12 protein-coding genes, 2 pseudogenes and 1 CRISPR repeat array are annotated in these 13,820 nt (G+C 35.1%); of the genes and pseudogenes, 2 read left to right on the top strand and 12 right to left on the bottom strand.

Features of this window, described 5'->3' with window-relative positions; translation table 11 throughout:
• Both G7Y56_RS16355 and G7Y56_RS16360 read left to right on the top strand, forming a co-directional pair.
• Window positions 1–710 (top strand): tyrosine-type recombinase/integrase (locus tag G7Y56_RS16355; RefSeq protein ID WP_165045237.1); only part of this gene is annotated, 710 nt, incomplete at its 5' end.
• A complete protein-coding gene (locus G7Y56_RS16360; RefSeq protein WP_165045239.1) occupies window positions 691–1,743 on the top strand; it encodes a tyrosine-type recombinase/integrase in 1,053 nt (350 codons plus the stop codon). The genes G7Y56_RS16355 and G7Y56_RS16360, both read left to right, overlap by 20 nt.
• An 87-nt stretch (window positions 1,744–1,830) precedes the next feature.
• On the opposite strand, the pseudogene G7Y56_RS16365 reads toward G7Y56_RS16360, so the two are convergent.
• The 12 genes and pseudogenes from G7Y56_RS16365 to cas1 form a co-directional block, all read right to left on the bottom strand.
• Window positions 1,831–2,070 (bottom strand): annotated as a pseudogene (locus G7Y56_RS16365) (hypothetical protein); the annotation flags it as partial.
• A 32-nt stretch (window positions 2,071–2,102) separates the two neighbouring features.
• Entirely contained in the window at window positions 2,103–3,398 is a 1,296-nt protein-coding gene (locus tag G7Y56_RS16370) for a PcfJ domain-containing protein (RefSeq protein WP_165045243.1), read from the bottom strand.
• A 12-nt stretch (window positions 3,399–3,410) separates the two neighbouring features.
• A complete protein-coding gene (locus G7Y56_RS16375; RefSeq protein ID WP_165045245.1) occupies window positions 3,411–3,821 on the bottom strand; it encodes a PcfK-like family protein in 411 nt (136 codons plus the stop codon).
• 11 nt (window positions 3,822–3,832) lie between these two features.
• Complete coding sequence (locus G7Y56_RS16380) at window positions 3,833–4,096, bottom strand: hypothetical protein (protein ID WP_165045247.1); 264 nt, start codon at window positions 4,094–4,096, stop codon at window positions 3,833–3,835.
• 568 nt (window positions 4,097–4,664) lie between these two features.
• Window positions 4,665–7,430, bottom strand: coding sequence for an AAA domain-containing protein (locus tag G7Y56_RS16385; protein WP_165045249.1), 2,766 nt, complete (start codon window positions 7,428–7,430; stop codon window positions 4,665–4,667).
• Window positions 7,431–7,700: 270 nt separating this feature from the next.
• Window positions 7,701–8,243 (bottom strand): ORF6N domain-containing protein, encoded by a 543-nt coding sequence (locus G7Y56_RS16390; protein WP_165045251.1) that lies wholly within the window; start codon window positions 8,241–8,243, stop codon window positions 7,701–7,703.
• A gap of 1 nt (window position 8,244) precedes the next feature.
• Window positions 8,245–8,655 (bottom strand): hypothetical protein, encoded by a 411-nt coding sequence (locus tag G7Y56_RS16395; protein ID WP_165045253.1) that lies wholly within the window; start codon window positions 8,653–8,655, stop codon window positions 8,245–8,247.
• 5 nt (window positions 8,656–8,660) lie between these two features.
• A complete protein-coding gene (locus tag G7Y56_RS16400) occupies window positions 8,661–9,704 on the bottom strand; it encodes a site-specific integrase (protein ID WP_370457710.1) in 1,044 nt (347 codons plus the stop codon).
• Window positions 9,701–9,886, bottom strand: coding sequence for an Arm DNA-binding domain-containing protein (locus G7Y56_RS18895; protein WP_370457711.1), 186 nt, complete (start codon window positions 9,884–9,886; stop codon window positions 9,701–9,703). The genes G7Y56_RS16400 and G7Y56_RS18895 overlap by 4 nt, the downstream gene beginning before the upstream one ends.
• A gap of 841 nt (window positions 9,887–10,727) precedes the next feature.
• Window positions 10,728–10,856: pseudogene (locus tag G7Y56_RS16405) on the bottom strand (ArsR family transcriptional regulator); the annotation flags it as partial.
• 275 nt (window positions 10,857–11,131) lie between these two features.
• Window positions 11,132–12,407: a CRISPR direct-repeat array (repeat unit 47 nt; unit sequence GTTGTGATTTGCTTTCAAAATTGTATCTTAGTTCATTGAAATACATC).
• 109 nt (window positions 12,408–12,516) lie between these two features.
• Window positions 12,517–12,855, bottom strand: coding sequence for a CRISPR-associated endonuclease Cas2 (gene cas2 / locus G7Y56_RS16410; RefSeq protein ID WP_050708797.1), 339 nt, complete (start codon window positions 12,853–12,855; stop codon window positions 12,517–12,519).
• A 12-nt stretch (window positions 12,856–12,867) separates the two neighbouring features.
• Entirely contained in the window at window positions 12,868–13,803 is a 936-nt protein-coding gene (gene cas1, locus G7Y56_RS16415; RefSeq protein WP_165045255.1) for a type II CRISPR-associated endonuclease Cas1, read from the bottom strand.
• Window positions 13,804–13,820: the final 17 nt, after the last annotated feature.

The following is a 13,820-nucleotide window of genomic DNA, read 5'->3' on the forward strand; positions in this document are numbered from 1 at the left end:
GAGGGCTGGTAGACATCCAAATACCAAAAGTGCCAAAACAATCTCCACGAAAATATATACCACATGTATTTACAAAAGAAGAGTTGGTGAATTTCTTCAATGCGTGTGATACAATAACAACAAGAACAGGATTTAATGGGAATCTCAGAAGAATAACTATTCCTGTTTTCTTTCGCCTTCTTTACAGTAGTGGAATGAGAACAACTGAGGTCAGACTATTGAGAGCAAAAGATATCGACTTGGAAAATGGGGTCATCAATATAAGATTCTCAAAAGGGTTGAACCAGCATTTCACCGTTCTCCACGATTCCATGTTTGAACTGATGAAGGTATATGATTCTGTTATATCTAAATTGATACCCAATAGAGTTTATTTTTTCCCAATGAATGCTAGCAAGGGATTCTCCGACCAGTGGATCAGATATTTTTTTAGAAAGTTATGGTATCAAAATAACAATACCTATGCAACTGCTTATGAATTAAGACATCATTATGCTGTTGAAAATATAAACAAATGGATTGGTCAAGGATTACATACCCATATGCGCCTCCTATCCTTAAGTAAAAGTATGGGGCATAGCAATGTGGAAAATACCAAATATTACTATTCATTAGTGCCAGGGCTATCTGACATTCTTGAAAATACAAGCCAAGAAACGTTTAATGAAATAATTCCAAAAATTACAGACAATGAAAAAAGTTCACAATGAGGCTTATAAGTTAGCTCAGTATATATACAATTGGATACAAGTGTATAGTCCTTCGATTCAATCCAACAGTTCACATACAATAAAGGTGTACACAATTACATTGTCCTTGTTTGTCGGATTTTTGGAAAAAGCTAAGAAGCTTGATCCATCATCGTTAAGATTTGCGTGTTTTTCACGGGAGTACATAGAAGATTGGATTTTATGGTTAAAGGGTAAAAGAAACTGTAGCCCGGAAACCTGTAATATTAGGTTGGCTGCCTTAAGAGCCTTTTTGAAATATCTGGCAGAAAAAGACCTTTCTCATCTATCATTATATCAAAACTCTACTCTGATTCCCAGACAGAAAGTTACAAAAAAGAAAGTCATGGGTATGAGCAAAAGTGCCATGAAGACTTTGATGTCAACACCAGATGTATCGACAAGGACAGGACAACGTGATTTATCTATTTTAGTTGTTTTATACTCTACTGCTGCCAGAATAGATGAAATATTATCTCTAAAAATAAAGCAGTTGCACTTGGATACAGCCAAGCCCTATATTACTGTTATTGGCAAAAGAAATAAAATCAGGACACTATATCTTTTACCCAAAGCTATTGCCCACTTAAAAAAATATCTAAAAGAATTTCATTCGGTTACACCTAACCCCGAAGCATATGTATTCTATTCCAGAAACAAAGGTATATTGGAGAAAACAACACCTGAAGGAATAAACAAACAATTAAAGCGATATGCCCATATTGCACACCAAATTAACAATGAAGTTCCTGTCGATTTACATGCTCATCAAATAAGACACGCAAAGGCTTCTCATTGGCTTGAAGATGGAATGAACATTGTCCAAATCTCTTTTTTGTTGGGGCATGCCAATCTTCAAACAACAATGGTATATCTGGATATTACAACTGAACAAGAAACAAGAGCATTGGCTACATTGGAAGATGAAAATCAGAAGAATATTACTAAAAAATGGAAATCTCAAGCCAATACCCTTGCTGCTTTTTTAGGAGTAAAAGAAATTGTGGATAAATGAAAATAATCCGAACTAAGGGAATGATTATATGCTGGATTACAGATATATAATATCTCGTGTTCGGATTTTATTTTTATTCGGATATTATTTATCGTCAATGATTTCAAGGTGGTGGAGTGAGCCAAACTCATCACACAAACGAGCAGATGCGAAGTCATATTCAAATAGCTCATCACCCCATTGGTGAGGCTCATCGAAGCGTACTTTAACTTCTGCCGTGTATTTGTCTATTCCTGTTTCCTCGATAACTCCTGTTACCATTAAGCCTGTAAAGATGCATTTGCATCGTTTTCCGATCAGGCTGTCGTTTACTTCTGTTGTTTTCATATATCCTTGGTATTTAATTGGTTTATATTTAATTATGCTGCTAATCGTTCTTGAATCTGAGATATATTACTCTCTACAAGGTTGATAATCTGACTGTGGTATTCGGTGCATTTATTACATTTCCCTCTGCTTTGGATTACTCGCAATTGAGATAATGAGAGTTCAATTGTTTCAATCTTTTTCCCATCGATGCAAGCCGTTAGAATAAGTGAATCGGCTTTTGAGTGATAGCTTGCCACGCAATGCTTCATGGCTTTACCCTCAGCTATAATCTCGGCTACGCTTTCAAGTACACGGACGCTGATAATCCCATCCGAAAACATCAACCCAAAAAACTTTTCCTTGGCTTGTCTGTATTCTTCTTCCTTTTCAAGTTGCTTCTCAACCTCCAAACGTGCATTCGCTTTTGCTTTCTTGATTACATAGCGGTCGTGTTCGGCTTTTAAGTCTTTCGGGCATACATATTTTGCATTATGCAGGTCTTTTCCAAAAAAGCGAAGCATATCTACATAATCGCACCACATAATCGTATCTTTAATTTTGTAGCCGTTACGGATGCAAATGCGGATGGATTGCCAATAATTGTCTATACTTAGCGTCCAACCGCTGTCCATGATCCGTTGGATTAGCTTTGTATATCCTGCTTTTATCAAGGTTTCTGCTCTGCTGTCGGTTAGTAGGATACGAAATAGGTCTAAGGGTTTTTGTCTGTAAAATCTATTTTTGTAGCCTGTTCTTTTCAGTTCAGGGATTAGCTTCTGACGTGGGTAAATTTCGCCTGTATTAATTCTGTCATAAACATTTATACAGAATTTATTATTGCGGTTTTCGTCCCGTAATTCCAATGGGGTATGAAATATCCATGCATCATAATAGCACGTTCCCATCGTTTGGCGAAGCCGTGCGAATGTGCAATGCTTCCCATTGGGTGCTATCCACCGTTGCATGACTTCCGAATGTGTGTATTCGGGTAGTTTGCTTGTTTTGGTAGTATAGCTTAACATAATCGTCCGTACAACTTGATAGCCTTTGTGTGCATCTATAACAGTCATATAATAGCTGTCATTGAAACTCCGCTTTTGACTTGTCTTGACTATCAGTTTTGATTTACAGTTCGGACACTCGCAGCCTAAGAGGGTATTTATCAGTTCGCCCATTCCCTGCAACGAATGGGAACATTTACAACAGGTTATTTTTCCTTTCTTGGTTCGCTGTCCTACATAGCTGATGGCATTATCATAGCCCCATTGTATTTGCTCTTTAGTAATAGATGGTAAGGTTTTGCTTGCCTCTACGATTTGTTGTTGGAATTTATTTTTTGGTTTCATCTTGCTGTCATTTTAAAAGTCAAATAGACTTGGTTGGTTATTCATTTCTACTCGTTTGGCTTTCTTCTTGGGTTGCATCGCTCGGTTATAGGCTTCGTTATGTGCTTTTTGGATAGCTTCTTTGCGTGCTTCTTCTTTTTCTTCTTCGGTCAAAACTACCGTATGGTTAACTACCACCTTACAATTAATCGGATTGCCAATTTCAATATCTGTTTCATCATAGTAATGAACAGCCATTGAGAAAATTTCTTCACTGGTAAATCCATTGCAACCGCTTTTCTGAACCGCATGGAGGATATAAGTAATGCAGTCGTCAAGGTTCTTGTTTTCTTTAGTATATGCCCACTCAAACAATGTATCGCTTGCTACTCGTTCTTCTAAATAGGCTTGTATGGTATTCTTAAAGTGATTTGTTGCTTTCATGATGGTAAGTATTAAAAAATGAATAATATAACTAAGGATGTGATAATCAAAATGGAAAGAATAGATAGGATAATCCGAATGATACAGCCTGCTAATTTGAACGCAAGGCAGATGCCCCAATAGCAAAGAATGAGTCCTAATACAGCCGATGTGCTGATATTTAACCGTGAAATAAGTCCTATATACAGAGCCAATCCTGCTATCTTAAACCCAAATTTTATGATGATTCCGGAGGAGAGGGAGTTTTGTTTCATTATTTCTTTTTCGTTTCTCATAATTGTGACATTTTTTTTCTGCGTCATCCTTCGGGTCGGTCGTTTTTGTTTCAAGGGCAACAAGCAGGTATAGGTATTTTAGGCAGGCATATTTTTTTAGCTAAATACGCTCGCCTGTAAGGAAAGAGGAAGATTTCGATAAAAACCTAAAAGGCTTGAATATGCAGGGCTAAGATCCGTACATACCTTTGCCCATTGAACAATAGACCGAGCAAGGGTGACCCGTATTAATGTGGAATAATTATATTGGGAGAAAGGGAAGAGAAATCCTGAAAATATAGTTTATAATAAAACTGATTCGCATCAGTTCTTTGCAAGTGTACACCGTTAGATGTACTCTTGCTGATTTGAGTCCAAGACTTACTTGATCGTGAATAGAATGGGAGTGAAAGTGGGTCTTGGATAGGTTATAGTACGTTTCTCGTAATTATCACATGAAAGATGTTAAAATTGTATTAGTAAGTATATTTGTAAATTAAATAGAGGTAACTCTAATCAAGAGATTACCACTTGCATTCTAAAGAATTAATATTAATATCACAAAGGAGAGAATTTATTTCAACAGAACCTATAGTCCCATTGCAGAGTCTAAACTTTCAATAATCCTCATTTCTTCATTGTATCCATCTGTCGATAACCTAAGCAATGGCAGTCCAATTATTTTTAAAATATTGTTCTTCTTGTTATCCCTTTCATATTGCAGTTCATTGTTGTGGAACGACACACCATCCACTTCGATAGCAAGTACAGGAGTTTTATCAATCTTGTTATACAATAGGAAATCAATCCTTGAATTGTTATTTATAAACTTAATTTCATCTTCTGAGAATGACTGAAGGTTTCGAATAAGATCTCGAAGTCTGTACTCTCTGACCATATCAATTGATGAAAATTTGGGGTTGTTCAATAATACATTCTCACTCAATAGCTTGTGAATTATAATTTCTGCAGCAGACCCTTTTATGTTCTTATTAAATGTGATGAATGAAGTAAAAACCTTATTGTATTCTTTATATAGAAGGTCGAAAACAGAACATATGCTACCCTTAACAATTGTCTCTTTAGGATCGGTGGTATAACATATATAGCGTATCATATCACCTATATTTGTTCCATGAGGAAGTTCCATTGATGCGGGTTTTACTACAATAAATTCTTTAACAGCTCTTGATACAGCTACATTTATCAGGTTGGGATTGTCTATAAATGGTTGTACTGTGTTTCTTACCGTATTAAATATAATTACATCCTTCTCGCGTCCCTGAAATTTATGTATAGTGTCAGCTTCTGCTCCGTCGGGAAGTTGCTTTTGCAGAATATTTGCGTGGTTTCTATACGGTGCTATAACTCCTACTTTAGTATAGTCTGCAGAATGATTTTGACGAATATAGAAATCCGTTTCATCTATCTGTCTTTGATTGTAGTTGTCTCTTCCGCCAGATATATTTGCCTCAATGATTTTAAACGGGTGGTTATTACCGTTAGTCATAATAACTAGACTGTTATTATAGTATTTCTTATTACAGAATCCAATAATAGTGGGATGACATCTGTAATGTTCTTTTAATAAAACGGTCTTTATACTATTACCATACAAGCTTTTTAGTGAGTTTAATATATTCTGTTCTACATAATCATATGAAGGAGAAATGTTGTACTTTGCTTTAAATAATTCTGATGCCGCTTTGCTCTGTTCGTCCACAATATGATTAAGTTGCATACTATCTCCTACAATAACTACATTTCTACAACACGAAAAACATACTGCTGATTTTATAATGTCAACCTGTGAAGATTCGTCTATAATCAGATAATCAAAAAGATACCCTTTGGGAATACTTGTATGCAGCGAAAGAGTAGAGCTTAGTATTACTGGATAGTGTTTTGTAAAATGATCAAACTGATTACGATAATCATCAAGTGAAAACATTGATTTTCCTAATCGTTTATATTTTTCAAATAGTGTGCCATTGAACACTTCTTTAGATGTTTCGATAAAATGCTTAAGATTGGTTTCTTCATTATTAGAGACCAACCAGTTTTCAATGTATAATATTTCGGCTTCTATTTTAGCGATGTATAATTCATAAAATTTGTGATTTGCATAAATAGGAAACTCTTGACTATACTGACTAATGATTTTAAAGTCAAATAAGCCATATTGCACAGCAAACCGTAATCTGTTTATGAAAGACAGTTTAGATTTAATGCTAACATTTGACAGTAAATCTATCAATTTCAATGTTTTGTTGAAACTCCAATTGCGGTGAAATTTCTTGTCAAGTACAAACTTTGTATTTTGTTCGAGTGGCTGTTCTGCTTTTACATGTTCAAATTCTATTTTGGCATCTGCTAACTCTGTTTTTAGAGTAGCTAGTTTATTCCTATACTGAAAACATGTTGTTAGTATGCTGTCCAACTCATCAATCTCATTCTTAGCATTAACTAATCTCTGTGCTGAGATATCAAAATCTTGATTTATTGTTTTTTCTTTAAGGTTTTCGAAAAATAATGCCTTATTATCATTATTTCCAAGTGATGCCACAAGCATTTCATAGCCATATTTCTCTAACTTTTCTTGTACATTGAAAACCGCAGAGTTATTATTTGAAACGATTGCAACGGTTTTGTTCTGCACGATAAGATTGGCTATAATATTTAGGATCGTTTGAGTTTTGCCCGTTCCCGGAGGACCTTCTACTATATTTATGCTATTTCTAAGAGTAGTTTCAACTGCCAGTTTCTGACTTTCATTGCATCCGAATGGGTATATAATAGTTTCTTTAGAGTTTTTGACAGCCGGATTGGTTCCATCAATATAGTTAGATAATACCGACCTCGATTCTAGTATATCTATGCTATCAAGGGCTTTGAGCAATATTTCGGAACTTATTTTATTTATATTCTTGCTTTCTGTTTCTTCGGCAGGAACATCAAATAAAACTTCTCCTGTATTTTTCAGTATTTCCTTAAAGTAATCGACAACCGATTCTGCCAGATCAGTATTTCTCTTTATATCACATATTTCGATATCGGCATCGTTTTCAATTGGATAAGAATAATTGTCTTCATTTCCAAAAATAAAATAACGATCATAATTATAAACCGTGTTGTATTTATTGTTTAATTTGCCATTTTCATATATACGTACATTATCTCGTGTTGATATAAGCGGATAGTATTTCACATTATCGGCTCCGTAGTTATAGGATTTTCCATTGTTAAATGTGATACGATATCCATTGCTCCTACGTACAACTGTGGAAACATCTCTTTTGTATTCAAACTTTAGTGATGCTTTGTTTTTTAAGTATATTATAAACTGACAATTCATTAAACTCTTTTATTATAGATATATGTTCCCTCTAAATTACTGTGAATTTTAATCATATTAGCAAGAATTGCAAGATAGAAATAATGAAGGAGCATTTTTATCCCCTTGTTTGTTTCAAAAATATAGAAGTATTATTTCGTTAATATCTTCCATCTCTAGGCATTGCAACAGTCTGTCTCTTAAAACCATAATTTAGATTAGATTCGTCAATCACAAAAATAGCAAAAGCCTCTTACTTATAGGTAAAAGGCTATGCTCAAATTTCAACTATCAATTATTCTTTCGGTTTTTTTTCACAGTATGCTTCACTTTCAGAATAGAAAGGTTGAGTTCTATTGTCGTTTCAGTTCCAACAGTTTGATAATTGTTGCTCAGGACATCCGAAATCAATTCACCACTTCGCTGCATTAAAGATTTTTGCACATCCTTATCGGTCGTTTCCGACACTTCGGCTATACTACGAGATAATTCACGAACCTTGGCGAAAGTTTCAATAATACCGATAGTGGTTTCTGTTGCTTTGGGTGACTTCAAGATCGTAGCAATCATATAAAGACCTTTTTCTGAAAATCCTTTAGGCAAAGCCGGAGAGAATTTTAGTTTTTGGAGGTGGTCGAAATTTTCGACTACCTTTTCTTTATCGCTCATACTCAATTCAATGATGTAATCTTCTGGGAATTTATCGGGATTATTCTTCACAGCCTCATTGATACGTTTTGTTTCAACTCCATAAAGTTCAGCTACATCACTATCCAAGATTATATGCTTGCCTTGAATTAAAATTATTTTCTCTTCTATTTTTTGCAGTTCCATATTAATTCAGATTTAGAGATGAATATTCTTTGATTATTGATTCACAGCTAATAAGATTATTGTATGATTGTGTTGATTTGTAGAGTGAACGAAATATCCACTCCCGAAATATTTTTGTGAAAACTGTTTGAATCTTAAAACTTAAACATACGATTATATCCAAGTTATAGTATATCCGAATACATTCTCCATATTCGAGACAAGAATAACGATACTCTTTAGTTACTTCATTTTCTCTCACTAAATTATCTTTAAAGATTGCTTTTAGATACTTGTTGACTGTTGGGGTATATACCCCGAACAAATCAGCTATTTCATTTACCGTCATCCAAACTGTACCATCAACGATTTTTACCTCGATGATGGGTTTATCTGTTTCTACATCTGAAAATTTAATATATCCTGTTTCCATAAGGCTTATTTATTAGCGTATCTTTTTCTTTTGTAGGTCTTCGCTAAACTGTCCATATCGGAACTTAGTTTTTGATCGACAATCTTGGCGTAAATTTGGGTCGTTTTAATATCGGTATGCCCGAGCATCTTCGATACTGTTTCAATAGGTACACCATTGGCGAGCGTAACAGTGGTTCCGAAAGTATGTCTTGCGATATGGCAGGTCACGCACTTATTTATACCACAGATAGTTGCGATTTCTTTGAGGTATTCATTCATCTTTTGATTGGAGCAGATCGGAAATAGTTTTCCACCCGACTGCTGCCCTCTATATTTTTCCATGATTTCCTTGGGTATTTCCAACAGACGAATATTTGAAGGTACACTGGTCTTTTGCCGTTGAATCATGATCCATTTGTGTCCGTCAAAAGCAGTCTTTACAGAATCTTCTGTCAGTCGTGCTACATCTATGTACGACAACCCGCTATAGCACATGAAAATAAACATATCCCTTACCAAGCTTAGTCTTTCGGTCAGGAACTCTTTTCTGTATATCACATCAATTTCTTCTTGCGAAAGTACCTCACGAACCACCTTAGTAGTGCGGAATCTAAAACTGCCGAAAGGGTTTATCTTAATATCTGCTCCGGTGTCCTTAATGTAGTAAAAGACTGCCCTGAACCGCTGAATAAATTTTAGAGCCGTATTGTTGCTGCAATTGTGGGTGTTTCTAAGGAACAGGAAAAACTTCTCCACAAAAATAGGAGTCAACTCAAACACAGGAATGTCGGATAGATGATATTCCGCTTTTAAGAACTCCTGTAAACGAAGTTTTGTCAACTTATAGCGATTGGCAGTAATCAAAGAAGTGTCTTTTCCTATCTTTAATACATAGAACTCATTGTACTCCCCAAAATGCTCTAGCAGCATTTTTCTGCGGTCGGTATCGATTCCTAAAATAATATTTTTGATTTTTTCGGGTAAAACATAACCGTACTCGCTCAGGTACTTGTGGTACAACTCATTTGCTTTTACGCCGATAGCATCCAACAAGCGGTTGGTATTCATTGCTTCAGCATTCCGACCGAGTGCCTTTCCATTCGTTCGGGCTTGATTTGTAGCTTGGAGCTAAATTGTACTTGTTCTCCATTAACGGTAATCCTGACCATAATGGAAGAATTACCACTTTTGTTTACTTCATTTTTTCGAAGATAAAACAACACACGAAAAGTTGACTTCATAACATTCATAACACATCATTTTTTAGTGTTCAAAACTAGAATTAATTGTTAGAAGTCAGGCAGACAAACGACTGCCAATAATCGACAAATGAGAAACTTACAATCTTAATCGTTACGGTTTTTGTCTTTGGCGAAATCCGTAACGATTCCGTAACGAATGACTGTCCAATATCGGCATTTTGATGACTGATGATGTCTGGTATGGAGATAAAAAAACCTCTCTAAAAGTCTATTTTAGAGAGGTTTGCCTTGTTTTGTCAGAAATAAGTCCTTGATTTTCTGATCTTTATGTGATCCGGCTAGGGTCGGATGTAAACCTTTATAATTATATGATAACCAGCAAAATATAAACAGTGAAATAATTGACGGTAACGAATTGGTAACGATTTTTTATCCACTATTTTCCATCAAGCCATCTATTTGTTATACAGATGATTATATAACAAAAATAATCATTTTTTATTTTACAAGCAAATATTTTATCCTAAAATTTTAAACCAACTATTGAAAAATAAGAAGAAAGACAATCTGAATTGATTTCAGATAAACTTGCTGTTGGAAAATCCTACTAATAAACAAAAACTACATGGATAGGTTATCTTAAAAAAAAATTACCTCCACTTTTAAGTGAAGGTAATTAAAAGCAAAGTCGAAATGACTTATTGACGTTAGCACCTCATGAGGTCAAAACTATTTCTTGAAACAAAACTTACAATTCGTTGCCAAAATATTTATATGTCAAATTTACAGCTAATTAAACGATTGTTGGATTGGTAAAGATCGTCAATCAGGTTAATATCAGATTTAATAAAGCTTCGGAACTATCAGAGGTGTGATTGTTCTCTGGTCTAGCATCTTTCAGTTCATTCAGATGCTGCGAAAGGGTGCTTTTGGCTACAGGTAATATTTCAGACATATTGCTGTGATAATAACAGGTCTGGTTTGCCAACAATTGACGGATGGCTATACGGACAGGATACCTCTAATGCAAAGCCCAAGCTTCATATTTCTCTTCTCTTACATCTGATATACGCCCCACATAAACAAAGAATAAATAAAGCAAGGCTTTCGATAAAAACACGCTAACTACAAGGATTGTAATATTTTATATAAATCGAAAGGTTCAGTATTGATGGTTTATTCTTTATATATATTTTTGTATAAAAGATGAAAAATAACACTCTAGTATTTGGAAAAATCCTATCTTAGTTCATTGAAATACATCAAACGCTGGATGCGATAATGTCGGCAACAGTTGTGATTTGCTTTCAAAATTGTATCTTAGTTCATTGAAATACATCCTTGATGCCTCTAAACATTATAACGCTCCCGTTGTGATTTGCTTTCAAAATTGTATCTTAGTTCATTGAAATACATCTCGAAGCCCTGAACGATGCACGTACAGGCAGTTGTGATTTGCTTTCAAAATTGTATCTTAGTTCATTGAAATACATCGGCTCTTTGCGCACACCATTTACACGACGGTTGTGATTTGCTTTCAAAATTGTATCTTAGTTCATTGAAATACATCCAGCTATATTTCTTTAGACCCCTATATGGGGTTGTGATTTGCTTTCAAAATTGTATCTTAGTTCATTGAAATACATCTCTATTAACTGCATTGCCTCTTTGCGTTAGTTGTGATTTGCTTTCAAAATTGTATCTTAGTTCATTGAAATACATCTTGGGTTAAACTATCAGAACTGCCATAATCGTTGTGATTTGCTTTCAAAATTGTATCTTAGTTCATTGAAATACATCTCTCCGCGTCGGGCGTTAAAATGCCCTCGTGTTGTGATTTGCTTTCAAAATTGTATCTTAGTTCATTGAAATACATCACACGCCGTACAGTTGCGAGACGTTGACAGTTGTGATTTGCTTTCAAAATTGTATCTTAGTTCATTGAAATACATCAGGCTCTAAGCGACTCCATAAGATTAGTGGGTTGTGATTTGCTTTCAAAATTGTATCTTAGTTCATTGAAATACATCGTCTTGGATAACATGAAACTCATCGCGGTTGTTGTGATTTGCTTTCAAAATTGTATCTTAGTTCATTGAAATACATCGATGTTTGCGCAAACGTCGGGGCTGTTATCGTTGTGATTTGCTTTCAAAATTGTATCTTAGTTCATTGAAATACATCAAATGGGCGAGAGCAAGTCCGAAACCGCTGGTTGTGATTTGCTTTCAAAATTGTATCTTAGTTCATTGAAATACATCGTGTTTGTGTAACGAATTACAGCGTAAATGGTTGTGATTTGCTTTCAAAATTGTATCTTAGTTCATTGAAATACATCGCCCCGAACATATCGGCCGCCTGTGACACTGTTGTGATTTGCTTTCAAAATTGTATCTTAGTTCATTGAAATACATCGCACGCAGAGATAGAAGCTATTGCAGACTAGTTGTGATTTGCTTTCAAAATTGTATCTTAGTTCATTGAAATACATCTTCTAATTTCTAAATACCCCGATTCAACAAGTTGTGATTTGCTTTCAAAATTGTATCTTAGTTCATTGAAATACATCATACCATAGAGCAAGTATATGTATTTCAACATATTGCAAACACCATTAGCATTTGAAAAATCAATGTATTTCAAATAAAAATCCCGACTTTGATCGGGATTTTTATTTTCTAAAATAATTCAAGTTGCTGCGCTCCTGTTTTCTTTGATTCAGGACTTTTCCCATAAAACAGTTCCATCATACCAAACTGTTTATCTGTGATACAGAGTATTCCGACATGTCCTTTTGCCGGAAGAAAGTTTTTCACTCGCTTGATATGTACATTCGCATTCTCAACACTCATACAATGCCGTAAATAAGTCGAGAATTGAAACATGGTAAATCCATCTCGCTGTAAGTTTTTTCTAAAATCAGCGTATACTTTTCTATCCTTCTTCGTCTCGGTAGGTAAATCAAATAATACTAGAACCCACATAATACGGTATTGATTTAATCGGTCTTGCTCCATATTACCGACGGATTACAATAATTCGGGATATTTAATTTTACGTAGTTTCCCTTCGAAACATTGGTTTAAGGATGCAGTTGTCTGACCTGCTGCAATCATTAAGGGGCTTTTTTGTTTCCCCATCATCACATCTATTGTTGGTATTTGTAGCAGTTTGCTTTTTAACGAAGTCGTTAATTCGGTATAATCCTCACCACTATCAACTATCGACAAAACTAATTCATCGACAAATGGACGATATGGTTCCATTATATCGTCTGCCAAGCAATAAGCATTGTAACGGTTATGGTGGTGTATACCCAACGTAGGTAACAACCCACTTGCTACTAACGAGCGGGCAATAACTGCACGAAGGATAGCATATCCATAATTTAGGAGATTATTGGGTGGATTCTCTTCTCTCCCTCGTGTGAAATTATCAATCTGAGGAAAAGCTTCTTTCCAATAATACGCAGCAGCACGCCCTTCAAAATTATCGGGATCACCACTTTTTACTTCTCCTGCCCAGTGTATCATATTACGGATATTACAAGACCTAAACTTTTTCAAAACTTCTGCCTGATTGGTTATTTTGGCTTTTATAGTTTGTTGCCATAAGTTTTTCTTTAGAGGGTCAGAGGCATTAATCTGTGAGTTAAATCTTTCACTTTGTGTCTTATTTCCGCATAATGGAAGCATCAACCCTACAGGCATGCGGCTACTATCGCAAGTCAACAAAGCCGTATTGTTATCCAACAGTTTTTCAATAAGCCCATGTGTTAGGGTTATTTGTTTATGATCGAGTACGACTACTCCTAAATCCTCAATTGGAAAGAGGGTTTCGCTTGCTTTTTTGAAGCTATCGGGTAAGTTGTCGTTTTTCTCAACTTCGGGTAGTTTTATTACCAACTGATTATTACGCATACTGAGGTATGCAGGGTTTCCAAAGTAAAGTGTCTTTTTTATCATAGTATTAGGTTTATTGG

It is taken from the genome of Dysgonomonas sp. ZJ709 (assembly GCF_011039195.1).
In the GTDB taxonomy this organism is placed as follows: Bacteria; Bacteroidota; Bacteroidia; order Bacteroidales; family Dysgonomonadaceae; genus Dysgonomonas.